The organism is Nocardioides secundeburneus (assembly GCF_039939255.1).
Lineage (GTDB): Bacteria > Actinomycetota > Actinomycetes > Propionibacteriales > Nocardioidaceae > Nocardioides.
In genome coordinates this window covers 454,940-479,080 of record NZ_JBDUUE010000004.1, presented here as the reverse complement: position 1 = coordinate 479,080, position 24,141 = coordinate 454,940, and the positions used below count along the sequence as shown (strand labels likewise).

23 protein-coding genes are annotated in these 24,141 nt (G+C 72.7%); 8 read left to right on the top strand and 15 right to left on the bottom strand.

Features of this window, described 5'->3' with window-relative positions:
- Positions 1 to 80: 80 nt before the first annotated feature.
- The 6 genes from tuf to ABFT23_RS13250 form a co-directional block, all read right to left on the bottom strand.
- Entirely contained in the window at positions 81 to 1,274 is a 1,194-nt protein-coding gene (gene tuf, locus ABFT23_RS13275; protein ID WP_347895896.1) for an elongation factor Tu, read from the bottom strand.
- Between the two features lie 77 nt (positions 1,275 to 1,351).
- Positions 1,352 to 3,466, bottom strand: coding sequence for an elongation factor G (gene fusA, locus ABFT23_RS13270; protein ID WP_347895894.1), 2,115 nt, complete (start codon positions 3,464 to 3,466; stop codon positions 1,352 to 1,354).
- A gap of 86 nt (positions 3,467 to 3,552) precedes the next feature.
- Positions 3,553 to 4,023 (bottom strand): 30S ribosomal protein S7, encoded by a 471-nt coding sequence (rpsG, locus tag ABFT23_RS13265; RefSeq protein WP_139977656.1) that lies wholly within the window; start codon positions 4,021 to 4,023, stop codon positions 3,553 to 3,555.
- Positions 4,023 to 4,397, bottom strand: a complete 375-nt coding sequence (rpsL, locus tag ABFT23_RS13260; protein ID WP_056681807.1) for a 30S ribosomal protein S12 — start codon at positions 4,395 to 4,397, stop codon at positions 4,023 to 4,025. The genes rpsG and rpsL overlap by 1 nt, the downstream gene beginning before the upstream one ends.
- Positions 4,398 to 4,631: 234 nt before the next feature.
- Positions 4,632 to 5,927, bottom strand: coding sequence for an MFS transporter (locus ABFT23_RS13255; RefSeq protein ID WP_347895892.1), 1,296 nt, complete (start codon positions 5,925 to 5,927; stop codon positions 4,632 to 4,634).
- A 70-nt stretch (positions 5,928 to 5,997) separates the two neighbouring features.
- Entirely contained in the window at positions 5,998 to 6,447 is a 450-nt protein-coding gene (locus tag ABFT23_RS13250; protein WP_347895890.1) for a MarR family winged helix-turn-helix transcriptional regulator, read from the bottom strand.
- A gap of 100 nt (positions 6,448 to 6,547) precedes the next feature.
- On the opposite strand from ABFT23_RS13250, the gene ABFT23_RS13245 reads away from it, so the two are divergent.
- Genes ABFT23_RS13245 through ABFT23_RS13235 form a run of 3 tightly spaced genes read left to right on the top strand, consistent with a single transcriptional unit; the run spans position 6,548 to position 9,182 of the window.
- Positions 6,548 to 7,087 carry a hypothetical protein gene (locus ABFT23_RS13245; RefSeq protein ID WP_347895888.1) on the top strand — a complete coding sequence of 180 codons (540 nt, stop codon included), beginning with the start codon at positions 6,548 to 6,550 and terminating at the stop codon, positions 7,085 to 7,087.
- On the top strand, positions 7,084 to 7,392 hold the full coding sequence (locus ABFT23_RS13240) for a hypothetical protein (RefSeq protein ID WP_347895886.1): 309 nt from the start codon (positions 7,084 to 7,086) through the stop codon (positions 7,390 to 7,392). The genes ABFT23_RS13245 and ABFT23_RS13240 overlap by 4 nt, the downstream gene beginning before the upstream one ends.
- Positions 7,389 to 9,182: an alpha/beta hydrolase gene (locus ABFT23_RS13235; protein WP_347895884.1), complete on the top strand. Its 1,794-nt coding sequence runs from the start codon at positions 7,389 to 7,391 to the stop codon at positions 9,180 to 9,182. Before ABFT23_RS13240 ends, ABFT23_RS13235 begins: the two co-directional genes overlap by 4 nt.
- Here ABFT23_RS13235 and ABFT23_RS13230 read toward each other — a convergent pair.
- Positions 9,163 to 10,596, bottom strand: coding sequence for an NCS2 family permease (locus tag ABFT23_RS13230; RefSeq protein WP_347895882.1), 1,434 nt, complete (start codon positions 10,594 to 10,596; stop codon positions 9,163 to 9,165). The two genes, ABFT23_RS13235 and ABFT23_RS13230, sit on opposite strands and share 20 nt — an antisense overlap.
- Positions 10,597 to 10,661: 65 nt before the next feature.
- On the opposite strand from ABFT23_RS13230, the gene ABFT23_RS13225 reads away from it, so the two are divergent.
- On the top strand, positions 10,662 to 10,970 hold the full coding sequence (locus ABFT23_RS13225; protein WP_347895880.1) for a DUF2530 domain-containing protein: 309 nt from the start codon (positions 10,662 to 10,664) through the stop codon (positions 10,968 to 10,970).
- A gap of 47 nt (positions 10,971 to 11,017) precedes the next feature.
- Here the strand turns inward: ABFT23_RS13225 and ABFT23_RS13220 are convergent, their stop codons facing one another.
- Entirely contained in the window at positions 11,018 to 11,806 is a 789-nt protein-coding gene (locus ABFT23_RS13220; RefSeq protein ID WP_347895878.1) for a DUF3027 domain-containing protein, read from the bottom strand.
- A gap of 90 nt (positions 11,807 to 11,896) precedes the next feature.
- Here ABFT23_RS13220 and ABFT23_RS13215 point away from each other — a divergent pair, with 90 nt between their 5' ends.
- On the top strand, positions 11,897 to 13,489 hold the full coding sequence (locus ABFT23_RS13215; protein WP_347895876.1) for an MFS transporter: 1,593 nt from the start codon (positions 11,897 to 11,899) through the stop codon (positions 13,487 to 13,489).
- Positions 13,490 to 13,575: 86 nt separating this feature from the next.
- Here the strand turns inward: ABFT23_RS13215 and ABFT23_RS13210 are convergent, their stop codons facing one another.
- Positions 13,576 to 13,971: a cold-shock protein gene (locus ABFT23_RS13210; RefSeq protein ID WP_347895874.1), complete on the bottom strand. Its 396-nt coding sequence runs from the start codon at positions 13,969 to 13,971 to the stop codon at positions 13,576 to 13,578.
- Positions 13,972 to 14,063: 92 nt separating this feature from the next.
- Positions 14,064 to 14,684 carry an HAD family hydrolase gene (locus tag ABFT23_RS13205; RefSeq protein ID WP_347895872.1) on the bottom strand — a complete coding sequence of 207 codons (621 nt, stop codon included), beginning with the start codon at positions 14,682 to 14,684 and terminating at the stop codon, positions 14,064 to 14,066.
- Positions 14,685 to 14,785: 101 nt separating this feature from the next.
- Between ABFT23_RS13205 and ABFT23_RS13200 the strand changes: the two genes are divergently transcribed.
- Both ABFT23_RS13200 and ABFT23_RS13195 read left to right on the top strand, forming a co-directional pair.
- Positions 14,786 to 16,891 (top strand): S8 family serine peptidase, encoded by a 2,106-nt coding sequence (locus tag ABFT23_RS13200; protein WP_347895870.1) that lies wholly within the window; start codon positions 14,786 to 14,788, stop codon positions 16,889 to 16,891.
- 7 nt (positions 16,892 to 16,898) lie between these two features.
- Positions 16,899 to 17,489: a GNAT family N-acetyltransferase gene (locus ABFT23_RS13195; protein ID WP_347895868.1), complete on the top strand. Its 591-nt coding sequence runs from the start codon at positions 16,899 to 16,901 to the stop codon at positions 17,487 to 17,489.
- A gap of 53 nt (positions 17,490 to 17,542) precedes the next feature.
- Here the strand turns inward: ABFT23_RS13195 and ABFT23_RS13190 are convergent, their stop codons facing one another.
- Positions 17,543 to 19,186, bottom strand: a complete 1,644-nt coding sequence (locus ABFT23_RS13190; protein ID WP_347895866.1) for an AMP-binding protein — start codon at positions 19,184 to 19,186, stop codon at positions 17,543 to 17,545.
- Between the two features lie 74 nt (positions 19,187 to 19,260).
- Between ABFT23_RS13190 and lepB the strand changes: the two genes are divergently transcribed.
- Entirely contained in the window at positions 19,261 to 20,118 is an 858-nt protein-coding gene (gene lepB, locus ABFT23_RS13185; protein WP_347895864.1) for a signal peptidase I, read from the top strand.
- A 116-nt stretch (positions 20,119 to 20,234) separates the two neighbouring features.
- On the opposite strand, the gene ABFT23_RS13180 is transcribed toward lepB, so the two are convergent.
- The 4 genes from ABFT23_RS13180 to ABFT23_RS13165 are packed head-to-tail and all read right to left on the bottom strand — an operon-like array spanning position 20,235 to position 24,133.
- Positions 20,235 to 20,645, bottom strand: a complete 411-nt coding sequence (locus ABFT23_RS13180) for an SRPBCC family protein (RefSeq protein WP_347895862.1) — start codon at positions 20,643 to 20,645, stop codon at positions 20,235 to 20,237.
- Between the two features lie 11 nt (positions 20,646 to 20,656).
- Positions 20,657 to 21,799 carry an RDD family protein gene (locus tag ABFT23_RS13175; protein ID WP_347895860.1) on the bottom strand — a complete coding sequence of 381 codons (1,143 nt, stop codon included), beginning with the start codon at positions 21,797 to 21,799 and terminating at the stop codon, positions 20,657 to 20,659.
- 22 nt (positions 21,800 to 21,821) lie between these two features.
- The gene (locus ABFT23_RS13170; protein WP_347895858.1) at positions 21,822 to 23,315 is read right to left on the bottom strand and encodes an FHA domain-containing protein; all 1,494 of its coding nucleotides are present in this window, start codon (positions 23,313 to 23,315) and stop codon (positions 21,822 to 21,824) included.
- Positions 23,312 to 24,133 carry a PP2C family protein-serine/threonine phosphatase gene (locus tag ABFT23_RS13165; protein ID WP_347895856.1) on the bottom strand — a complete coding sequence of 274 codons (822 nt, stop codon included), beginning with the start codon at positions 24,131 to 24,133 and terminating at the stop codon, positions 23,312 to 23,314. Before ABFT23_RS13165 ends, ABFT23_RS13170 begins: the two co-directional genes overlap by 4 nt.
- Positions 24,134 to 24,141: the final 8 nt, after the last annotated feature.

Sequence of the window (24,141 nt, the reverse complement as noted above, 5' to 3'; positions counted from 1 at the left end):
GTGCTGGTCCGATCATGTGGCGCAACAGCAAGGCCCCCTCCGCCCGAGGGCGGAGGGGGCCTCACAGATGCCTCAGATGATCACTTGGTGATCTTCGTGACCCGGCCGGCGCCGACGGTGCGGCCACCCTCGCGGATCGCGAAACGCAGGCCCTCGTCCATGGCGATGGGCTGGATGAGCTCGACGACCATCTCGGTGTTGTCACCGGGCATGACCATCTCGGTGCCCTCGGGGAGGGTCACGACGCCCGTGACGTCCGTGGTGCGAAAGTAGAACTGCGGGCGGTAGTTGTTGAAGAACGGCGTGTGACGGCCGCCCTCCTCCTTCGAGAGGATGTAGACCGAGGCCTCGAAGTTGGTGTGCGGGGTCGTGGTGCCCGGCTTGATGACGACCATGCCGCGCTCGACGTCCTCGCGCTTGGTGCCACGGAGGAGCAGACCGACGTTCTCGCCCGCCTGGCCCTCGTCGAGCAGCTTGCGGAACATCTCGACACCGGTGACGGTCGACTTGATCGAGGTGTCGCGGATGCCGACGATCTCGACCTCCTCGTTCACCTTGACGATGCCGCGCTCGATGCGACCGGTGATGACCGTGCCGCGACCGGTGATGGTGAAGACGTCCTCGACGGGCATGAGGAACGGCTTGTCCGTCTCACGCTCGGGGGTCGGGATGGCCTCGTCGACCGCGCTCATGAGCTCCATGATCGAGTCGCCCCACTTCGCGTCGCCCTGGAGGGCGGGGAAGGCGGCCACGCGCACGACCGGGATGTCGTCGCCCGGGAACTCGTACTCGCTGAGGAGCTCGCGCACCTCCATCTCGACGAGCTCGATGAGCTCCTCGTCGTCGACCATGTCGCACTTGTTGAGCGCCACGACCAGGGCCGGCACGCCGACCTGGCGGGCGAGCAGCACGTGCTCACGCGTCTGCGGCATGGGGCCGTCGGTGGCGGCGACCACGAGGATCGCGCCGTCCATCTGAGCCGCGCCGGTGATCATGTTCTTGATGTAGTCGGCGTGACCCGGGCAGTCGACGTGCGCGTAGTGGCGCGCCTCGGTCTGGTACTCGACGTGCGCGATCGAGATCGTGATGCCGCGCTGACGCTCCTCGGGAGCCTTGTCGATGTCCTCGAACGCCGAGGCGGCGTTGAGGTCGGGGTGCTTGTCGTGCAGGACCTTGGTGATCGCCGCGGTAAGGGTCGTCTTACCGTGGTCGATGTGACCGATCGTGCCGATGTTGACGTGCGGCTTGGTCCGCTCGAACTTCGCCTTAGCCACTGGGGCTCCTCCTGGGATTGGTTGTGACGTGACTCGTACTGAGGTGGTGCAACTGCCGAGGGTGCGACAGCGAGGATCTACTCGCCGCGCACCTTCTTGATGATCTCGTCGGCGATGTTCGTGGGAACCTCGGCGTACGAGTCGAACTCCATCGAGTACGAAGCCTGACCGGAGGTCTTGGACCTCAGGTCGCCAACGTACCCGAACATCTCGGACAGGGGCACGAGGGCGTCGATGACCATGTCACCGTGACGCTCCTCCTGGGCCCTGATCTGGCCCCGGCGCGAGTTGATGTCGCCGATGACCGTGCCGAGGAAGCTCTCGGGCGTGGTCACCTCCACGGCGAACATCGGCTCGAGCAGGACCGGCTTCGCCTGGCGGGCGGCCTCCTTGAAGGCCTGGTTGCCGGCGATCTTGAACGCGAGCTCGGACGAGTCGACGTCGTGGTAGGCGCCGTCGTCGAGCGAGAACTTCACGTCGACCATCGGGTAGCCGGCGAGGACGCCGAACTCCATGGCCTCCTGGCCACCCTGGTCGACCGAGGGGATGTACTCCTTGGGCACGCGGCCGCCGGAGACGTTGTTGACGAACTCGTAGCCCGCACCGGTGCCCGTCTCGGGGTCGATGTTGGGGCCGAGCGAGACGACGACCTTGGCGAACTGGCCCGAGCCACCCGTCTGCTTCTTGTGGGTGTAGGAGTGCTTGGTGACCTCGCGGCGCAGGGTCTCGCGGTAGGCGACCTGCGGCTTGCCGACGGTGGCCTCGACGCGGAACTCGCGCTTCATCCGGTCGACGAGGATCTCGAGGTGGAGCTCGCCCATGCCGGCGATGATGGTCTGCCCGGTCTCCTCGTCGGCCTTGACCGTGAAGGTCGGGTCCTCGTCGGAGAGCCGCTGGATGGCGGTGCCGAGCTTCTCCTGGTCGCTCTTGGTCTTGGGCTCGATCGCGACCTCGATCACCGGGGCCGGGAACGTCATCGACTCGAGGATGACCTGGTTGTTGGGGTCGCTCAGCGTGTGGCCCGTCTTGGTGTCCTTGAGACCCATGACGGCGACGATCTGACCGGCGCCGACCGAGGCGATCTCCTCACGCTTGTTGGCGTGCATCTGGTAGACCTTGCCGATCCGCTCCTTGCGGCCGTTGACCGAGTTGACCACGGTCGAGCCGGCCTCGAGCTTGCCCGAGTAGACGCGGACGTAGATCAACTTGCCGAGGTGCGGGTCGGTGGCGATCTTGTAGGCCAGGCCCGAGAACGGCTCGTCGTCGGAGGGACGGCGACGGATCTCCTTCTCCTCGTCGCGCGGGTCGTGGCCGACGATCGCGTCGATGTCGAGCGGGCTCGGCAGGAACTTCACGACGGCGTCGAGCAGGGGCTGCACGCCCTTGTTCTTGAACGCGGTGCCGCACAGGACCGGGTTGAGCTGGTCGGCGAGGGTGGCGCGACGGATCGCGGCCTCGAGCTCCTCGACGGTGAAGACGTCACCCTCCTCGAGGTAGCGCTCCATGATGTCGTCGTCGGTCTCGGCGACGGTCTCGACGAGCTTCTCGCGGTACTCGGCGGCCTTCTCGGCGAGGTCGGCCGGGATCTCCTCGATCTCGTAGTCCTCACCGATCTTGGTCTCGCCGCGCCACACCAGGGCGCGCATGCCGATGAGGTCGACGACGCCGAGGAAGTCGGACTCGGCACCGATCGGCAGCTGGAGGACCAGCGGGGTGGAGTTGAGGCGCTCGACCATCATGTCGACGCAGCGGAAGAAGTCGGCACCCGTGCGGTCGAGCTTGTTGACGAAGCACATGCGCGGCACGGAGTACTTGTTGGCCTGGCGCCACACGGTCATGGTCTGCGGCTCGACGCCGGCGACGCCGTCGAAGACGGCGACGGCACCGTCGAGCACGCGCAGCGAGCGCTCGACCTCGGCGGTGAAGTCGACGTGACCGGGGGTGTCGATGATGTTGATCTGGTGGTTCTTCCACCAGCAGGTCGTCGCGGCCGACGTGATGGTGATGCCGCGCTCCTGCTCCTGCTCCATCCAGTCCATCGTCGCCGCGCCCTCGTGGACCTCACCGATCTTGTAGCTGATGCCGGTGTAGAAGAGGATGCGCTCGGTGGTGGTGGTCTTGCCCGCGTCGATGTGGGCCATGATGCCGATGTTGCGGACGACGTTCAGGTCGGTCGTGATGTTGACAGCCACGAGGCTCAGCGTTCCTTACGAGGTGGTGGACGTGGGGACGGGTGGGTCGGGGGGGCGCCGGCGGCGGGGGCGGGCGCGCAACCAGATCACCAGCGGTAGTGGGCGAAGGCCTTGTTCGACTCGGCCATCTTGTGGGTGTCCTCGCGCTTCTTCACCGCGGCACCGAGGCCGTTGGAGGCGTCGAGGATCTCGTTCATCAGCCGCTCGTGCATGGTCTTCTCACGGCGGTCCTGGGCGTAGCCCACGAGCCAGCGCAGCGCGAGCGTGGTGCCGCGGTTGCCCTTGACCTCGACCGGCACCTGGTAGGTGGCGCCACCGACACGGCGGGACTTGACCTCGAGCGCGGGCTTGATGTTCTCCATCGCGCGCTTGAGCGTGACCACGGGGTCGGTGCCGTTCTTCTCGCGGCAGCCCTCGAGGGCGCTGTAGACGATGCGCTGGGCGACCTGCTTCTTGCCGTCCTGGAGCACCTTGGAGACGAGCTGGGTGACGAGCTGCGAGCCGTAGACCGGGTCGACGTCGATCGGCCGCTTGGGGGCGGGACCCTTGCGAGGCATTAGCTCTTCTCCTTCTTGGCGCCGTAACGGCTGCGCGCCTGCTTGCGGTTCTTGACACCCTGGGTGTCGAGCGAGCCGCGGATGATCTTGTAGCGGACGCCGGGGAGGTCCTTCACCCGGCCGCCGCGGACGAGCACGATCGAGTGCTCCTGGAGGTTGTGACCGACACCCGGGATGTAGGCGGTGACCTCGACGCCGCTGCTCAGGCGCACACGGGCGACCTTGCGGAGGGCGGAGTTCGGCTTCTTCGGGGTGGTGGTGTAGACGCGCGTGCAGACGCCGCGGCGCTGGGGCGAACCCTTGAGGGCAGGCGTCTTGTTCTTCGACACCTTGTCCTGGCGGCCCTTGCGGACCAGCTGCTGAATGGTGGGCACTCGGTGGATCCCTTTCGTTCTACTCTCAGTGACCGGCGACCTGCCGGGCACGGCGGTGTTGCGGTGGAGCGGGTGCCCGCGAGCCCGGGAGACCGCCTGGATCTGATGGCGTGCTCGGTCTGGGCTGACGAGAGGTGCCCGGACGAGCCAGACACACGAGTGTCGAGACTACCGGGCGCCGTTCGGGCGGGCAAAACCAGCGAGCCGCCGCCGGCGGCGGGGTGGCCCGCCGGGTCAGCGGGCCGTGGCGAGCTCGAGGTCGGCGGGAGCCGTCCGGCGCCCGGACGGCGTCCGGGTCTCGGCGAGCAGGGCGCGCCACCCGCCGGTCATGCGGGCGTAGACCGCGACGGCGGCGACCACGCCGACGAGCGTCAGCAGGCCGCCGGAGACGAGCGTCCAGCGGGCCCCGAAGTGCTCGCCGACGAAGCCGATGACCGGCGAGCCGATCGGGGTGCCGCCCATCACGATGGTCATGTAGAGCGCGAGCACACGACCGCGCAGCTCGGGGGCCGCGCTGAGCTGGATGGTGGCGTTGGCCGAGTTGAGCATGGTCAGCGTGCAGAAGCCGATGACCGGGCTGAACAGCGCGAACGTGAGGTAGGTGGGCAGCGCCGAGGCGACGAGCAGGGCCGTGCCGAAGCCGACCGCGGCCAGCACCAGCAGGCGCAGGCGGATGCGTTCGCGGCGGGCGGCCAGCAGGGCACCGGCGAGCGAGCCGACGGCGAGCGCCGAGCCGAGCACGCCGAACTCCCCCGCCCCCTTGCCGAACTCCTGGGTGGCCATGAGCGCGGAGGTGATCATGAAGTTCATGCCGAACGTGCCGGCGAAGAACACCAGCACCAGGATCATCACCATGCGCGGCTGGCTGCGCACGTAGCGCACGCCCTCGACCAGGGCTCCCGGACGGCGTCCGGTGGGCTTCGGCGAGCGGAGCGCGCGCCGGTCCATGCGCTCGAGCTGGCCGATCACCGCCGCGTAGGACACCGCGTTGATCAGGATGACCCAGCCGGTGGCGCGGCTGCCGTCACCGAGGGCGTGGATCATCAGCCCGGCGAGCGCCGGGCCGAGCAACCGGGCCAGGTTGAAGCTGGCCGAGTTGAGGCCGACGGCGTTGGTGAGGTCGTCGGGGCCGACCATCTCGGAGACGAACGACTGGCGGGCGGGGCCGTCGAAGGCCGAGCCCACGCCGAAGGCGAACGCGATGACGTAGACCATCCAGATCTGCGCCGACCCGGTGACGGCGAGGACGCCGAGCAGCAGGCTCATGACGCCCATCGAGGCCTGGGTGAGCTGGAGCAGGCGGCGCTTGGGGAACCGGTCGGCGATGACGCCGGCGTAGGGCGAGAGCAGCAGGACCGGCAGGAACTGGAGTCCGGTGGTGATGCCGAGGGCCGTGCCGCCGCCGCCGAGGGTGAGCACCAACCAGTCCTGGGCCACCCGCTGCATCCAGGTGCCGGTGTTGGACACCAGGGAGCCGGCGGCGTAGAGGCGGTAGTTGTGGTTGTGCAGGGCACGGAAGGTGGGGCTCATGATCCGGGGCCCCCGCGGCGTTGTTCGTCGGAGGAGCGCAGCGGAGGAGACGAAGAACGTCGTGGGGTGGTCATTCAGCGTTGGCCAGTCTTTCCAGGATGGGGGCCGCCTCGCGGAGGACGGCGCGTTCGTCGGGGGTGAGGTCCTTGAGCCGTCGGGCGAGCCACTCGTCGCGGCGGCGTCGGTCGGTGAGCACGGTCTGCCGGCCGAGGTCGGTGATCTCGACGACGACCACGCGGCCGTCGCTCTCGTGCCGGCGCCGGCGCACGTAGCCGTCGTCCTCGAGGCAGGTGACCGTGCGGGTCATGCTCGGCGGCTGCACCCGCTCGCGGGTGGCGAGCTCGCCGACGGTGAGGTCGCCGAAGCGGTGGAGGCCGGAGAGCACCGCCATCGCGTTGAGGCTGAGGTCGTTGTCGGGGTGGCGCTCGACGGCGAGCCGACGGCGCAGCCGCATGACCGACATCCGCAGCTCGCTCGCGAGCCCGGAGTCGGTGCGGGCGACCTTCTCGACGGTAGGCATGTCATTAGCGTAACTCATTACTCTTGCTAAGCATTCCCCGGGCCTGTGGAGAACGCAGGTCGCCGGGTTACCGCGCTCGGGGGCGGGTAGGTCACCTGGCATGAGCAACGGACTCCGGAGCGGCCCCGAGGCCGCCGCGCAGGTCGCCGACGACCCCTTCTGGTCGGTGGTGCGGCGCCGGCACCCCGACCTCGACATCGTGCTGCTGCCCCCCGACGACGCCACCGGTCCCCCACCCGACGACGCCCCGGCCCCACTCGTCGAGCCCGCCGCCGAGGCGGCGAGGGCCGACGGGCTGGCCGACCTGTGGTGGCGGGCCGTCGTCGTCGACGAGCCCACCGAGGCGACGTCACGCTGGGTCGGCGGCAGCGCCCGCGGCACGCGGCGGCGCGAGGTGACCCGACGTCTCGAGGGGGCCGACCTCGCGGCCACCACCGCTGCGCTCGACCGGGCCCGCGACCGACTCGTCGAGAGCGGGTGGCACGTGCTTGCGCCACCCGGCGGGATGCCGCGCGTGCTCGCGAGCCACGTCGACGCCGGCCGGCGCACCGAGCTGATGCTGGTGCTGGCGCCGACGGTCTCCCGGCTCGTGCTGCGCCTGCGCACGCCCGACGTCCGGTGGTCGGACGACGCGTCGTGACCGTCTTCCGCCTCGACCGGGCCCTCGTCGAGCAGGCCGCCGACGGGTGGGACGACGACGCCGAGCTGGTCCGCGGCGTGGGTCGCGCCCTGCGGGGCCTGGACCTGTCGTCGATGCCGCCCCGCGCGGTCGGCGCCGCCAGCGCCTTCCGGACGGCGTGGGCCGGCCACGCCGACGAGAGCGAGCAGGTCTGCACCGGCATGGCGGAGGCCCTGCGCTCTGTCTGCGCCGACGCCTTCGTCACCGACGCGGAGGTCGCGCAGACGATGGAGACCGTCGACGGCTCGCTCGGGGCCTCGCGGTGACCACCGTCGAGATCCCGCCGTCCGTGCCGGCGCGCATCGTCGAGCCGGAGGGCGACGTCCGCGGTGCCGAGTCGCTCGCCGAGGCGCTGTTCGCCGCCTCGAGCCGCTTCGACGACGTCGGCGGCAACGCCCGCAGCCACGTCGTGCCGCTCGGCGGGTTCGACCTCGACGCCCGCGCCACCTACGTCGCCAAGACCACCCGGCTCGCCGACCAGCACGAGGGCATGTCCCGCACGCTCGACCGGGTCGCCCGGCACGTCGCGGCCTACGCCGACACCCTGCGCGACCTGCGGCGCGAGTGGCACGGGCTGGTCGACCTCAAGCAGTCGCTCGACGGCCGACGCACGCAGCTCGTCGCCGACGTGCAGGCCGCGGTCGACCCCGGCACCGACGCGGTCGAGGCCCTGCGCGAGCGCGCCGCGGAGCTCCGGGCCGACTACCGCGAGCTGACCCGCGACCACGACGCCCTGCAGGTACGGGTGCGTGCCGCCGAGGACCTCCTCGTCGAGTCCTTCCGCTCCGGGGCCGGTCTCGACGACGCCGTCTCGGGCGAGGGCGGCGGCACCCACGCCGCCGACCGGGTGATGGACCGCCCGGGGGCGCCCGGCCCGGGCGCCTCCCCCGGTCAGGTGCGGGACTGGTGGGAGCACCTGACCGACGCCGAGCGCGAGGCGGTGATCGCGCTGTACCCCGGCCGCATCGGCTCGGCCGACGGCCTGCCGGCCGACGCGCGCGACCAGGCCAACCGCGTGCTCCTGGCCGACGACCTCGCCACCCTGCGCGCGAAGGAGGACGACGGCACGCTCACCGACGCCGAGCGTCGGGTGCTCGACAACGCCGAGGAGACCCGTCGGGCGCTCGAGCGGGCCGACGATGTCGAGGACCCGATCACGGGCGAGCGGCCCGGCGGCCAGCTCTACCTCTACGACCCCGGCGCCTTCGACGGCGACGGCCGGGTGGCGGTCGCGGTGGGCGACCTCGACACCGCCCACGACGTCGCCGTGTTCACCCCGGGCATCAAGACCGAGATGGCCGACACCTCGGGCTACACCGGGCAGATGGCCAACCTGTACGAGTCGGCGCGGTTCGCCGGCGACGGGTCGAGCGTGGCCACGATGTTCTACCTCGGCTACGACACCCCCGACAGCCCCACCGACCCCGCGACGTTCGGCGAGGCCCGGGCGGCCGACGGCGGACGCCGGCTCGCCGAGATGGTCGACGGCCTGCGTGCCTCACGACCCGACGACCCCGCCCACCTGACCGCGATCGGGCACAGCTACGGCTCGACCGCCACGTCGTACGCCGCGGCCGACCACGACCTCGACGCCGACGACGTCGTCCTGATCGGCAGCCCGGGGGCCGGCCCGGCGCACGACGCCGGCGACCTCGGCGTCGGCGCCGACCACGTCTTCGTCGGCCGCGACAGCCGCGACGGCGTCGCGTTCGTCGGCGACGAGGGCTGGATCGGCAAGGGCGGGCTCGGCCTCGGCCGCGACCCGTCGTCCGACGACTTCGGCGCCACCCGGTTCGAGGCCGAGAACACCGACCGGGCCTGGCACCCGGACTTCGATGAGGCCCACAGCCGCTACCTCGACCACGACACCGAGTCGCTCTACAACCTCGGCCGCATCGTCGACGGGCACGGCGACGACGTCAACGAGGCCGCGCACAGCTACGACCCGTGGTACGCCGGCGCGGTCGACCCCGAGTGGTCGCGCGACCCGACGTCGGGGGTCGAGGGCAGCTCGCAGACGCAGGGACGGTCGGTCGTCAGGTCAGCAGGTCGGTGATCGGGTTGATCGCGAAGTAGACGACGAACAACCCGGCGACGATCCACATCAGCGGCTTGATCTCGCCGGCCTTGCCGACGACCACCTTGATGACCACGAAGGCGAGGAAGCCCGCACCGATGCCCACCGAGATCGAGTAGGTGAACGGCATCAGCACGATGGTGAGGAACGCCGGGATCGCGATCTCGAGGTCGGTCCAGTCGATGCCCGTGACCTGCTGCATCATCAAGAAGCCGACCAGCACGAGGGCCGGCACGGCCGCCTCCGACGGGATCATCTCGACCAGCGGCGCGAGGAAGATGGTGAGCAGGAAGCAGACCCCGGTCACGATCGAGGCCAGGCCGGTGCGGGCGCCCTCGCCGACGCCCGAGGCCGACTCGATGTAGGAGGTGTTCGACGAGACGCCGCCGAGCCCACCGCTGGCCGCGGCGATCGAGTCGACGACCAGGATCTTCTGCGTGCCGGGCGGCACGCCGTCCTCGTCGTTGAGCCCGGCCTCGGCGCCGACCGCGGTCATCGTGCCCATCGTGTCGAAGAAGTCGGCCAGCAGCAGCGTGAACACGAACAGCAGCGCGACGACCACGCCGGCGCGGTCGAAGCCGCCGAGCAGGTTGAACTCGCCGAGCGTGCCGAAGTCGGGCGAGGGCCAGCTGTCGGGGAACGCCGGGACGGTGAGCATCCAGCCCGGGCCGTCGCCGTCGCTGAGGTGGCCGATCGCCTCGACGACGATGGCGACCGCCGTCGTGACCACGATCGAGATCAAGATGGCGCCCGGGACCTTGCGCACCCACAGCGCGACGAGCAGCACGAGCCCGAGGACGAAGACGAGCACGGGCCAGCCCGACAGCTGCCCGGTCTGGCCGAGCTGCACCGGCACCGTGGTCTGGGCGACGTCGGGGATGCGCTGCACGAAGCCGGCGTCGACGAAGCCGATGAGCGCGATGAACAACCCGATGCCGACCGAGATCGCCACCTTGAGCGGCACGGGGACGGCGTGGAAGACCGCCTCGCGGAACCCGGTGAGCACCAGCACCAGGATGACGACGCCCTCGATGACCACCAGGCCCATCGCGTCGGCCCACGTCATCTGCGAGGCCACGGCGACCGCGAGGAACGCGTTGAGCCCGAGGCCGGTGGCGATGGCGAGCGGGAAGTTGGCGACCGCGCCCATGAGGATCGTCAGGACGCCGGCGACGAGCGCCGTGCCGGCCGCGATCGCGGCCAGGTTCGGCTCGCCGCCGGGGTCGGCGCCGAGGAAGTTGCCGTCGGCGTCGGGCACGAAGCCGAGGATGAGCGGGTTGAGGACCACGATGTAGGCCATCGTGAAGAACGTGACGAGGCCGCCGCGCACCTCGCGCGCGACGCTCGAGCCACGCTCGGTGATCTGGAAGTAGCCGTCGAGGGTCGTCGCCATGTGCCCACCCTGGCAGCAACCGACGTCACGATGGTTGCCGCCGTGTTTCGGGCTACCGTAGGAGCGTGGAGCTCCGCGACGACCAGCCGATGCAGCACGAGTTCAGGAACAAGACCTACCTGCTCGCCGACGTCGAGCCGCTCGACGTCGACGGCGTGCGCACCGTCGAGGTCGGCACCGGCCTGTTCTTCCTCGGCTTCGTCGGCCTGCTCCCCTTCTACGGCCAGCTGCGCGAGGACGGCCACACCTGGTGGCTGTGGATGTGCCTGACCGGCATGGCCCTCGGCCTGTTCGGCATCGAGTACTGCCGACGCCGGCGCAAGGCCCGTCACGAGCTCGAGGAGGACCTCGCCCTCGACGACCCGGCCGCCTAGGTCGGCTCGGCCGGCGGCACCAGCCGCCGGAGGCCTCGACCCAGAGGTCAGAAGCGCTCGAGGTCGTCCTGGGCGGTCGTGTCGAGCACGTGGTCGGGCAGCGGCTGGGGCTCGTGCTTCTTGGCGAGCTGGACCTCCGAGTGCGCGCCGCAGCCGTGGCCGAGGGCGACGACGGTGCGGTCGTCGTTGGCGACGCCGTTGGCGCACACGCCGAAGTCGCGGCCGAGCGGGCCGCTGAGGCGGACGAGGAAGCCACAGGTGTGGCACTGCTGCGGGGCGGCCTGGGCGAGCGGGGTGTCGGGGCCGCCGTCGCCGTCGTACCAGCGCTGGGCGGCGATGTCGCGGCCCTCGGGCGAGAGCACGCGCACGCGTCCGGCGTAGAGCTCGCGGGCGACGTCGCGCACCTGGGCCTTGTCGTCGGGGTCGAGCGGGTCGTCGCCGAACGAGTAGGCCGGCACGAGGCGGGGGTCGTCGTCGTCGACCGGGAGCAGGTCGCCGGGCGACATGTCGCCGGGGCGGACCCGGTCGCGGTAGGGCACCCAGGGCGGCGCGGTGATGGCCTCGGCGCCGGGGACGAGCACGACCTCGGTGACCGTGACCTCCTTCTGGCGGTAGGCGCGCACGACCGTGACCGCCCAGCGCCAGCCGACGTAGCCGGGACGACGGCACTCGAAGACGTGGGTGACGGTGCGCTCGGCCTCGGTCTCGGCCTCGACACCGAGGTGCTCGCCGACCTCGGCGGCGGAGGTCTCCTCGAGGAGCGCGGTGCGGGCGACCGCGACGGCGCGGGCGGCCACCGAGTCGGGCTGGGGGCGCAGGAGGGTGGACGTCGTCACGGGGGCCAGTGTGACGGATCGGTCCCGCTCGTGTCAGGTCGGGCGGCGGGTCCGTGGCGTGGCCCGGGCCGGGTCGGGGAAGATGGCGGCATGACCCACGGCCCCGGCGACCCGCCCCAGGGCGGACGCGAGGGGCGCCTGCCCTACGACGACGACCTCGGCCCGATCACGCGGCCCTACGACCGCGACGGACGTCCCGACCCGCAGCACCCCGGCGACCACCCGCCCTCGGGAGCCGACCGGGCCCGCGCCGTCGGGCACGGCCTCGGCACCGGCGCGAAGGCGACGGCGCGTGGCGTCCGCGCCACCGCCCGGGTCGGCGGACGCTTCGGGCGCTACGCCGTCGGCCAGGCCAAGCGGGCGGCCAACGCGCAGGGCGCCGAGCAGTCGGGCCTCAACCGGCTGATCTACCTGCACGCCGCCAACGCCGCCGGCGACGCCGCGGTCGCGATCTCGCTCGCCACCACCGTGTTCTTCGCCGGGGCCACGAGCGACGCCCGCGGCCAGGTCGCGCTCTTCCTCGGCCTGACGATGCTGCCGTTCGCCGTCGTCGCGCCTCTGATCGGCCCGTTCCTCGACCGGTTCAGCCACGGGCGTCGGTGGGCCATCGGAGCCACGTTCGCGATCCGCGGCATCTTCTGCCTGCTCCTGGCCGGCGCCGTCGCCGACGACTCCGCCCTGCTCTACCCGCTCGCGCTCGGCGTCCTGGTCTCGTCGAAGGCCTACGGCGTCACCCGGGCGGCCGCCGTCCCGCGCCTGCTGCCGGAGGACTTCACGCTCGTGAAGGCCAACGGCCGGGTCTCGCTCGCCGGGCTCGTCGGCGGCGCTCTCTCCGCTCCGCTCGCCGGCCTCGCCGCGACGTTCGGCGCCGAGTGGACCCTGCGCTACGCCTTCCTGGTCTTCGCCGCCGGCACGGTCGCGGCCATCCTGCTGCCGGCCCAGGTCGACTCCACCGAGGGCGAGCAGTCGGTCACCCTCCGCAAGGAGGACGGTCAGCGCCGCGGCACTCAGATCCCGTCGGCCGTGGCGTTCGCGCTGCGGGCCAACGTCGGCCCGCGCTGGCTGTCGGGTTTCTTGACCATGTACATGGTCTTCCTGCTGCGCGACGAGCCGCTCGACGGCTGGCGCGACGACGTCTCGTTCCTCTTCTGGGACATCCCCGGCCCCACCATCCTGCTCGGCCTCGTCGTCGGCGGCGCGGCCGCGGGCAACGCCATCGGCATCTTCCTGGCCTCGGTGCTCAAGCGGATCAACCCGGCCGTCACCGTGATGGTCGCGCTGATCGCCGACGCCGCGATCCTGCTCGCCGGCACGCTGTTCTACGGCGTGCTGATCATCGGCCTGCTCGGCCTCGTCGCCGGGCTGGCCCAGTCGCTGGCCAAGGTCTCGCTCGACTCGACCATCCAGAGCGGCGTGCCCGTGCACGTGCAGGCGAGCGCGTTCGCCCGCAGCGACACCACCCTGCAGCTGGCCTGGGTCGTCGGCGGGTTCGTCGGCATCGCCCTGCCGCAGGTGCCGCGCCTCGGCCTCGGCATCGCCTTCGCCGTGCTCGCCGCGTGGACCGTGTTCGTGCTCGGCTCGCGCCGCTCGGCCGCCACCGGACGTCGTCCGGCACCGCCGGCCGGCCGCTCCGGCCCGGTCGACCCGCGCCGCACCCCGCCGCCGTCCCTGCGCAAGGACTGAGTCGCCGCGTCCCCGCCGAGGCAGCCAGGTCGGTCGATCGCGCGACCGGGCAGCACCGACCGCGAGCGGGTCAGGCGCCGAGCGGGTCAGGCGTCGAGCTGGTCGGCGAGGGCGCGCAGGAGCTTGGCGACGGGGCGGGCAGCCTTGGCGTCGGGGTGCCGGCCGTGGCGGTAGGCCTCGCCGACGCCGTCGAGCACGCGGATGAGGTCCTCGACGATCGGGGCCATCTCGTCGGGTCGCTTGCGGCGGGCCTGCGCCTGGTTGCGGCTCACCGAGGCGGGCGCGTCGATGATCTTGACCTGGAGGGCCTGGTCGCCCTTGCGGCCCTGCGCCACGCCGAACTCGACCCGGGTGCCGGGCTTGAGGGCACTCGTGCCCGCCGGGAGCGAGTCGGAGTGCACGTAGACGTCGGGGCCGTCGTCCTGCGACAAGAACCCGAACCCCTTGTCGGCGTCGTACCACTTCACCTTGCCGTTGGGCACCGCACTCGTCCTTCTCTGCTACGTCACCACGTCGAAGCCCGCGGGTCGTCCCGCGGGCAGGGCCAAGCCTAGGTCACCCGGCGCGGCGAGCCTCAGCGGTTTCCGGCGACGTGCTCGTCGAGCCACGCCGGGAAGTCGCCCAGGCCGTCGAGGACGACGTGGGTGCCGGCGGCCTCGAGCTCGGCGCGGGTGCAGCCGCCGGTGAGCACCGAGACCGACAGCGTGTCGGCCGCGAGCGCGCCCTCGACGTCGTGCACGTGGTCGCCGACGTACATCGTGGCTCCCTCGCGGCGCAGGACGTCGGCCTTGCCGACGCCCCAGACCCATCCCTCGAGCAGGTCGACCTCGACCTCGAGGTGGTCGAGGTGGAGCCGGGCGTTGGGCGGGTACTTGCCCGTGACGACGAGGACCCGCCCCCCGTGGCGCCGGACGGCGGCCAGCGCCTCGGCCGCGCCCGGCAGCAGCGGCACGCTCGCGACCGCGTGGTCGGGGTAGAGCGCGCGGAACCGGTCGCCGGCGGCTGGGATCGCCTCGGCCGGCAGGTAGGGCTCGAGCATGAGGTCGAGCGGCGGGCCGAGGGCCGCGGTCATCTCGGCCACCGGGAACGCGACGCCGAGCTCGTCGCCGAGGGCCTGCAGCACGGCGGCGAAGCCCGGCGCGGTGTCGATGAGGGTCATGTCGAGGTCGAACCCGACGACCAGGGGTGCGGTCACGCGTCCCAGCCTAGAAAGGGACAGGAAGGTGCGACGCGTGGGGCTCGTGCGTCAGAATGGGAATTTCCGACGTCCGACGGCACCGTGGAGAGGGGTGACGCATGCGACTCGCGACCCTCGTGGCCGGGCCTGTCGCCGCGCTGCTCGCGACCACCACGCTAGCCGTCGCAGGCCCGTCGTCGGCGCAACCGGTGGTCGCCGCGCGTGGCGAGCAGGCACCGCTCTACCTCGTCTCGCTCGTCAGCCCCGGCGCCTCGGGCGTGCCCGGGCCGCTGGCCCGCCCGGTGGTCGCCGAGCAGGTCGCCGCCGAGCAGGACGACCTGCTCGCCGGCATCGGCAGCCCACCGACCGCCTACCGCTGGACGACGGCGCTCAACGGCTTCGCGGCACGTCTCACGCCCGAGCAGGTCGCGGCGTTGCGGGCCTCCGGCGCGGTCGCGGCGGTCGAGCGTGACTCGGTGCGGCCCATGGCCGCGGTCGCGGCACCCGACGCCGCGCCGCTGCGCGGTCTCCGGGCGAGCCCCGATCGCGGTGGCGACGGCGTCGTCGTCGGCGTCGTCGACTCCGGCATCGCCCCCGACAGCCCCGTCTTCTCCCAGCGCACCGCCAACCGCGGCCGGGTGCCCTTCACGGGCACCTGCGACGCGGGCCCGTCGTGGGACCCCGCCGAGTGCAACGGCAAGATCGTCGGCGCCAGCCACTACGTCGACGGGTTCGGCCCCGACCGGCTGCGCGCGTCCAGCAGCGTCTCGCCGCGCGACGACCACGGGCACGGCACCCGCACCGCCTCGCTCGTGGCGGGCAACGCCCACGTGCCGGTGCAGGTCGACGGTGAGCGCGTGGGCGCGTTCGGCGGCCAGGCCCCCGACGCCCGGCTCGCGATCTACAAGGCGTGCTGGAGCGCGCCCGACCCCGCCGACGACGGCTGCTCGGCCGCCGACCTCGTCTCCGCCGTCGACGCCGCCACCGCCGACGGCGTCGACGTGCTCACGCTCGCCGTGGGCGGGCCCTCGCGGGTCGACGTCCTCGAGCGCGCGCTGCTCGGGGCCACCGAGGGCGGCGTCGTCGTCGTGGCCGCGGCCGGCAACCGCGGCGCCGGCTCGGTCGCGCACGCCACGCCCTGGGTCGTCACCGTGGGGGCCTCGACCGCCGACGTGCCCCGCGGCCGCGTCGTCCTGCCCGACGGACGCCGCCTCGCCGGCGCCATGCTGGCGCGCCGGTCGGTCGGCCCGGCGCGCGTCGTCCGGGCGGTCGACGCCGTCGCCGACGGCTCCACGCGCTCCGCCGCGCGTCGATGCGTGCCGGGCAGCCTCGACGCCGCCCGGGTGGCCGACGCGGTGGTCCTGTGCGACCGCGGCGGGGTCGGCCGCGTCGACAAGTCGCGGGCGGTCGCCCTGGCCGACGGCGTCGCGATGGTGCTGCTCAACCGCGGCCGCGGCTCGATCGACGCCGATGTGCACAGCGTGCCGACCGTCCACCTCGGCCAGGCGCAGAGCCGGGCCCTGTCGCGGTGGGCCCGACGCCACCCGGCCGGGCGGGTCCGCCTCGAACCCCGCGGCGTGCTCGACCGGCGCGCCCGGGTCGCCGCCTTCTCCGGCTCCGCCGGGCGCGGCAGCGGCCTCGTGAAGCCCGACCTCGTCGCCGCGGCCACCGGCGTCGTCGCCGCCGCACCCGGCGGCTCGTGGAGCGTCGCGAGCGGCACGTCGGCGGCCACGGCCCGCGCGGCCGGCGTCGCCGCCACCCTGCTCGCCCGCGGCCTGACGCCGGCCGAGGTCCGATCGGCGCTGGTCACCACCGCGCGACCGCAGGGCGACGCCGTCCGCCGCAGCGGGGCCGGGGTGCTGCAGCCGCGCCGCGCCCGCCGTCCGGGACTCGCGGTGCTGGCCGACGCCGACGACTACCGCGCCTGGCTCGACGGCTCGCGCCGCCGCGTCAACACACCCTCGATCGCGCTCACCGACGGCCGGCTCGTCGCCCGCCGGACGATCACCAACACCACGAGGCGCTCGCTCTACTTCTCCTCCAGCGCCGAGGGCTTCCGCCGCTCGGTCACCGTCACCCCGGCCGCCGTCCGGCTCGGCCCGGGCGAGAGCGCGACCTTCCGGGTGCGCGTCGCCGACGGCGGGCCCCGCACCGACGACGGCTACGTCGTGTGGCGGGGCGCCACCGGCACCCGCACCAGCCTGCCGGTCGTCGTCGGTCGATGATGACCGGGTGACGCTGCCCACCCTCGCCGAGCTGACCGCCGTCCTGCCGCTGCGCACCGAGCGCCTCGTGCTGCGGCCCGGCACGCCCGACGACGTCGACGCCGTGCTCGCCTACTGCAGCCGCGACGACGTCACGCGCTACCTGCCGTTCGGCGTCCTCGACCGCGACGGGGTCGAGGCGCGCGTCGAGCGGTGGCGCGCCGACCTCGACCGCGAGCCGTCGGCCGATCCCGACCGCGCCTGGATGATGACCCTCGTCGCCGAGCTCGACGGCGCCGTCGTCGGCGACGTGATGCTGCGCGTGCCCGGCGGCGAGCGGCGCACGGTCGCCGAGCTCGGCTACGTCTTCTCCCCCGCCGTCGCCGGGCGCGGCCTGGCCACCGAGGCGGCCCGCGCCGTCGTCGACCTCGCCTTCGGCCTGTTCGGCTGCCACCGCGTGCACGCCCAGCTCGACCCGCGCAACACCGCGTCGGCCCGACTGCTCGAGCGCCTCGGCATGACGCACGAGGCCCACCTGCGTCGCGACTGGTGGGGCAAGGGCGCCTGGAGCGACACCGCCGTCTACGGCCTGCTGCGCGAGGAGTGGACGGCGCGATAGTCCCGGACGTTCTTGTCGCTCTTCCGGCGCCAGGACGACGAGTACGTCAGGGACTACCCCACCGGAGGGGACGACGACAGGCCGAGCTCGGCGGCCGACTTCTCGCGCATCTCGACCTTGCGGACCTTGCCGGTGACCGTCATCGGGAACTCGTCGACGACCAGCACGTAGCGCGGGATCTTGTAGTGCGCGAGCTTGCCGGAGGCGAAGGCCCGGACGCCGTCGGCGTCGAGCGGCGCGGCCCCGGCGCGCAGACGCACCCAGGCGCACAGCTCCTCGCCGTACTTCTCGTCTGGGACGCCGACGACCTGGACGTCCTCGACGTCGGGGTGGGTGTAGAGGAACTCCTCGATCTCGCGCGGGTAGATGTTCTCCCCGCCGCGGATGACCATGTCCTTGATGCGGCCGACGATGTTGCAGTAGCCGTCGTCGCGCATGACGGCGAGGTCGCCGGTGTGCATCCACCCGTCGGCGTCGATCGCCTCGGCGGTCTTCTCGTCGTCGCGCCAGTAGCCGAGCATGACCGAGTAGCCGCGGGTGCAGAACTCGCCCGTCTCGCCGCGCTCGACCGTCTCGCCGGTGACCGGGTCGACGACCTTGATCTCGACGTGCGGGTGGGCGCGCCCGATGGTCGACGTCCGGCGGTCGAGGTCGTCGTCGGCGCGGGTCTGGCACGAGACCGGCGACGTCTCGGTCATGCCGTAGGCGATGGACACCTCGGCCATGTGCATGTCGTCGACGCAGCGCTTCATCACCTCGACCGGGCAGATCGAGCCGGCCATGATGCCCGTGCGCAGGCTCGACAGGTCGCGCTCGGCGAACGACGGGTCGTGCTGCATCGCGATGAACATCGTCGGGACGCCGTAGACCGCCGTGCACCGCTCCTCCTCGACGGCGCGCAGCGTGACCGCGGGGTCGAACGCCGGGCCCGGGATGACCATCGTCGCGCCGTGGCTGGTGCAGCCGAGGTTGGCCATCACCATGCCGAAGCAGTGGTAGAACGGCACCGGGATGCACAGCCGGTCGTCGGCGGTCAGGTTGATCGTCTCGGTGGTGAACCAGCCGTTGTTGAGGATGTTGCGGTGGCTGAGCGTCGCGCCCTTGGGGTAGCCCGTCGTGCCCGACGTGTACTGGATGTTGATCGGGTCGGACGGCGACAGCCCGGCCGCCCGCTCGGCGAGCGCGTCGGCGGGCAGGTCGGCGCCGGCGGTGGCGAGCGTCGTCCAGCCGTCGTCGCCGTCGCCGTCGAGGTAGACCGCCCGCTCGAGCGCGGGGCACTCGTCGCGGACGTCGTCGATCATCGCCCGGTAGTCGCTGGTCTTGAAAATCGACGTCGCCAGCAACCACCGCATGCCGCTCTGGTTGACCGCGTAGGCCAGCTCGTGGGTGCGGTAGGCCGGGTTGACGTTGACCAGCACGATGCCGGCCTTCGCGGTGGCGTACTGCGCGATCGTCCACTCGGCGCAGTTGGGCGCCCAGATGCCGACCCGGTCGCCGACCTCGAGCCCGCTCGCCACCAGGCCGCGGGCGACGGCGTCGACCTCGCGGCCGAGCTCGGCCCAGGTCCACCGGCGTCCGGTCGCGATCTCGACGAGCGCCTCGCGGTCGGCGTGCTCGGCGATCGTGCGGTCGAGGTTGGCGCCGATGGTCTCGTCGAGCAACGGCTGGTCGGTCTCACCCCGGGCGTAGGACTCCATCGTCCGATGCAACCACGGTCGAGGTTGCCCGCGCGATGGTCCGCCGCGAGGACCCCTGGCGTACATTCGCCGTCGTGCCCGAAGAAGACGAGCCTCGCCGGCCCGCCCTGGACAAGCAGCCTCGCGACGACGCGTCCGTCGTGGGTGCGCCGGACGACGTCGAGGCCGACGGTGCCGACGAGCCCGCGCCCAAGCGTCGGGCGCCGCTGTGGCTCGAGACCATCGTGCTGCTGGTCGTCGCGCTCGGCATGGCCCTGATCATCAAGACCTTCTTCGTGCAGGCGTTCTACATCCCGTCGGGCTCGATGGAGCCGGGCCTGGTCGAGAACGACCGCATCCTGGTGCAGAAGCCGTCCTACTGGTTCGGCGGCGAGCCGCAGCGCGGCGACGTCATCGTCTTCGAGGACCCCGGCGGGTGGCTGACCGGGCCCGAGACCGGGCCGCAGACCCTGCTCGCCAAGGGCCTGGCCAAGATCGGGCTCTACCCCACCGGTGGCCACCTCGTGAAGCGCGTGATCGGCACCCCGGGCGACACCATCGAGTGCTGCGACGACGACGGCCGGCTCAAGATCAACGGCGTCGCCGTCGACGAGAAGAGCTTCGTCGCCCAGGGCCTCGTGTGCGACGGCCCCATGCCGTTCAACCAGCAGGGCTGCGAGCGCGGCTGGAAGGTGACCGTGCCCGACGACCGCCTGTTCGTGATGGGCGACAACCGCAGCGCCTCGGCCGACTCCTCCGACCGGTTCTGCAACCAGCCCGACCCCAGCCGCTGCGACCCCGAGCAGCCCGTCCTGCCGCGCAACAACCCCGACCGGCCCTTCGTGCCGATGGACAACGTCGTCGGCAAGGTCTTCACGCTCGTCTGGCCCCTCGACCACGCCGAGTTCATCGGCCGGCCCGAGGTGTTCGACGACGTACCCGACGCTCCCTGATCGGCGCGAGCGGAGCTCGCGCGCGGCGTGCCGCCTGGGGAGGCCGACCTCGGCACCCGGTCAGTGGCGCGGGCGGAACTGTCGCGGCGTGCCGCTACTAGTCGATCTGCGCAAGCTCAGAGCTCCTGGGCCGCGGCCGTGAGGGCCGCGAGGGCGAGCGGGGCCTCGGCGGTGACCACCGGGCCGACGTCGTCGGCGCCGGGACCGTCGATGGTGGTCGAGACGACCACCTCGCTGCCGCCGTCGGCCAGTGGCTCGACGACGTGGTCGACGCGGATGACGAGGTCGCCCAGGGTGAGCTGGTCGAGGTAGCGGCGTCCGGGCTCGACGATGGCGAGCAGCACGGGCACCTCGATCGGGCCGGCGAGCGTCAGGGTGCCCGTCGTGCCCTCCTCGAAGCCGCCGTGCAGGTCGACCGCGACGACGGCGGGGTCCCAGGACGACCAGGTGTCGGGGTCGGACCAGAGCGTCCAGATCGCTTCGGGCGTGGCTGCGGTGGTGACCGTGTGCGCGTGCTCGAAGCTCATCGGGACCGTCCTCAGGCGTCCTTGGCGACGACCATCGTCCGGTCGCCGAAGCGCACGGTGTCGCCGTCGATCAGCGTCGAGGGCCGCCCGGCGGTCAGTGACTTCGACACGCCCTGGCGCACGACGACGGAGCCGTTGGTCGAGCCGCGGTCCATGACGACGAGGGCGCCGTCGGGCACGACCTGGAACTGCGCGTGGGTCTTCGACAGCGACATGTCGGAGGAGCGCAACGGCACCAGGTGCTGCACCGGCTCGCCGTCGCGGGGCTCGGGACGGCGTCCGACCAGCGCCAGGCCCTCGACGACGAACGACTCGCCGGTGTCGAAGCTGACCCGCCAGCGCGCGGCGGCACCGGGCGGGTCGGCCCGGTGCGCCGCCGGCGTGGGCGCCACGGGCGCGACCGTCGGCCCCTGGTCGACCGACGGGACCGGCGTGGGCGTGGGGGTCGGCGTAGGTGTCGGCGTAGGAGTCGCACGCACGGGCGCGGGCGGCGGCTGGTGGACGACGGGCTGCCGGACCGGCGCGGGCTGCGGGGCCGGTGGCACCGGCTGCGGGACGACGGGCCGCTCGGCGCGCTGCGGCACCGGGACGGGCGGTGCCCCGGCGGGCGTGGAGGAGGGCATGAGGCGCATGGCGGTCAGGTTGACGATCGCGCGCGGACGGTCGTCGTCGACCTCGGTGACCGGCTCTGGGCGCACGTCGACGACCACGGAGTCGCTCATGCGGTCGTGGCCGCCGCGGCGGCGTCCGCCGGGGTCCATGACCGCCGTCCAGGCCAGCGTGGCGAGACCGAGGCCGAGCGTCGGCAGCGTGAACATGCCGAGCACCGCGGTGCGCAGCAGGGCCTTGCCGATGCCGATCGGGCTGCCGTCGCGGTAGCGCACGACGCGCAGCCCCACGGCCGCCTTGCCCGGCGAGATGCCGGCCACGCCCAGCAGCACCGCGTAGACGAGCGAGACCACGAGCACGGTGGCGACGATGACGACGATGCCCGCGACCGTCTTGCCGTCGTCGAGCAGGAAGGCCCACGCGAGGTAACCGACACCGGCGAACAGGCCCCAGGCGACCAGCCGGTCGATCGCGAACGCGTAGAAGCGTCGGTCGAGCTCGGCGGCGGGGTAGCTGGTCACCGCGCGGGATGCGGGGGCGTTCACGGGCTGTCGCTGGGGTCGTCGGTCAAGGATGCGTGACCTGGATCGTGACGCCGTCGCCCAGGTTGATCGTCGCCCCGGGGATCAGCTGCACGGCGATGCCCGGCTTGAGCTCCTCCGGCGCCAGGCCCGGCTGGACCAGCACGGTGCCGTTGGTCGAGCCCATGTCGGTGACGACGGCGCTGCCGTGGTCGGCGCCCGAGCCGGGACGCACCTCGATGTGCGTCGAGGAGATCTCGTGGAGCGGGCTCGGCACGGTGACCAGCTTGGGCTGGTCGGTGGTGGTGAACCGGCGCGCCTCGGGGGCGCGGCCGATGAGCACGACCCGGTCGACCTCGATCGTCTCGCCGCTCGAGATCACCAGCTTGGCCACCGGGCGGGTGACGCCGCTGGTCATCGGCTGACCGGGGATGCCGGGTTGCGGGCGCGCGAACTCCGACGGGTCGACGCCGACCTGCGTGAGGCCGTCGTGGTCGTGCGGCTCGTCGGCGTCGTCGCCCGCCCCGAACGACGGCTCGGACGGCGCCTCGGCGGGCGCCTCGAAGGGCGGCGGCGGGGGCGTCGTGGGCGCGTCGAGCGGGGGTGCGGACGGCGGCGGCGCGGTCGGTGGCGCGAACGGCGGGGGCGGCGGAGGCGTGGCCCCGGGCCAGGCCGGCGGGGTCGGCGGCATCGGCGGGGCCGACGGCATCGGCGGCAGCGGCCCCGAGCCCGGGGTCACCGCGTCGGTGTCGGCCTCGTGGTCGAACGGCGACGGCTCGTCGAGGGCGTCGGCGTCGTCGCCCGGCAGCTCGAGGACCTCGGTCTCGGGCGGCGCGACGGTGTCCTCCTCGACGGGGACGTCGGCTTCGGGCTCGGACGGCTTGTCGAGCAGCGACGGCGTCGAGAACTCGGCCGGCTCGGCGCCGAGCTCGACCACCTCGGGCTCGGACTCTGGCTCCGGCTCGGGCTCCGGGGCGAGGGTCTCGGCCTCGACCGGGTCGGGCTCCTCGTCGAGGACGGGGGCGGCGACGGCCGCCGGGGCCGGCTCGGGCTCGTCGACCGGCTCGACGTGGGGCGGGTGGTCGACGCGACCAACCCGCACCAGACCACCGTGGATGGCGAGGTCGACCGAGGCGGGGTCGCCGCCGTCGACGGAGACCGACAGCGCCGTGACGTCGGGCAGCGTGCGCTCGACCCACGTGGTGACCGTGGAGCCGTCGAGCTCCTCGGTGCCGTGGGCGCTGGTGATCGTCGCGCGGACCGAGGCGCCGCGGACCAGGATCTTGGTGGGGCCCTCGCCCTGCCCGACGAGCACGAACCCGGGCAGCACGCCCAGGCCCGAGGCGAGCAGCACGTCGAGGACGTCGTCGAAGTCGGCGCCGTCGTCGATGCGCGACCACAGCTCGGCCACGCGGGCCTTCTCGGAGGCCGGCAACAGCAGTGTGGTCGCGGCGCCGAAGACGCCGAACCAGGAGCCGGGCCGGTAGGACCACGCGCCCAGGGCCGCGTCGGGGGCCGGGTCGGTCACCGGAGAGGTCATGGCAGTGCTCCCAGCTTCTGCTCGAGACTCGTGCGCTGCGCGTCGGAGTCGTAGGGACGGTCGTCGGCCAATCCCACCACATCGACCACGACGGCGGTCGCGTTGTCACGACCTCCGGCCGCGACAGCGGCGGCGACGAGCCGGTCGGCGGCGTCGCGGGGGTCGGCGGTACGGGTCAGGATCTCGCCGATGGCGGCGTCGTCGATCATGCCGCTGACGCCGTCGGAGCACAGCAACAGCCGCTCGGCCCCGGCCAGCGGGATGACGAAGTAATCGGCCTCGACGCTGCCCCGACCGCCGAGCGCGCGGGTGATGATGTGGCGCTCGGGGTGCACGGCGGCGTCGTCGGCGGTGATCACGCCCTGGTCGATGAGCTCCTGGACGACGCTGTGGTCGACCGAGACCTGCTCCAGCACGCCGTCGACCACCCGGTAGATGCGGGAGTCGCCCAGGTTGGCCAGCAGCCACTTCGACTCGCCGGACTCCTCGATGAGCAGCGCGACCACCGCGGTGGTGCCGGCGGCGAAGCCGTGTGCCCCGTCGGCGCGCTGGTGGGCGTCGTACTCGCCGATGCGGGCCTGGGCCGCGAGCAGCGTGTCGGCGACGAGCCCGGGTCCGCCGGCGGGGTCGTAGCCGCCGTCGGCGAGACGGGCGAACTCCTCCACGACGATGCGGCTCGCGACGTCGCCGCGGTCGTGGCCGCCCATGCCGTCGGCGACGACGAAGACGGGCGGGGCGACGAGGTAGGAGTCCTCGTTGACCTCGCGCACCCGGCCGACGTCGGTGGCCGCTCCGTGGTGCAGCTCGACGGCGGTCACGGCCGTGG

Coding starts and splice junctions, on each gene's coding strand:
- ABFT23_RS13230 (WP_347895882.1), bottom strand. CDS start 10,596: ATGGCGACGACCCTCGACGGCTACTTCCAGATCACCGAGCGTGGCTCG.
- ABFT23_RS13170 (WP_347895858.1), bottom strand. CDS start 23,315: ATGACCTCTCCGGTGACCGACCCGGCCCCCGACGCGGCCCTGGGCGCG.
- ABFT23_RS13250 (WP_347895890.1), bottom strand. CDS start 6,447: ATGCCTACCGTCGAGAAGGTCGCCCGCACCGACTCCGGGCTCGCGAGC.
- ABFT23_RS13245 (WP_347895888.1), top strand. CDS start 6,548: ATGAGCAACGGACTCCGGAGCGGCCCCGAGGCCGCCGCGCAGGTCGCC.
- ABFT23_RS13255 (WP_347895892.1), bottom strand. CDS start 5,927: ATGAGCCCCACCTTCCGTGCCCTGCACAACCACAACTACCGCCTCTAC.
- ABFT23_RS13180 (WP_347895862.1), bottom strand. CDS start 20,645: ATGAGCTTCGAGCACGCGCACACGGTCACCACCGCAGCCACGCCCGAA.
- rpsG (WP_139977656.1), bottom strand. CDS start 4,023: ATGCCTCGCAAGGGTCCCGCCCCCAAGCGGCCGATCGACGTCGACCCG.
- ABFT23_RS13215 (WP_347895876.1), top strand. CDS start 11,897: ATGACCCACGGCCCCGGCGACCCGCCCCAGGGCGGACGCGAGGGGCGC.
- ABFT23_RS13200 (WP_347895870.1), top strand. CDS start 14,786: ATGCGACTCGCGACCCTCGTGGCCGGGCCTGTCGCCGCGCTGCTCGCG.
- ABFT23_RS13190 (WP_347895866.1), bottom strand. CDS start 19,186: ATGGAGTCCTACGCCCGGGGTGAGACCGACCAGCCGTTGCTCGACGAG.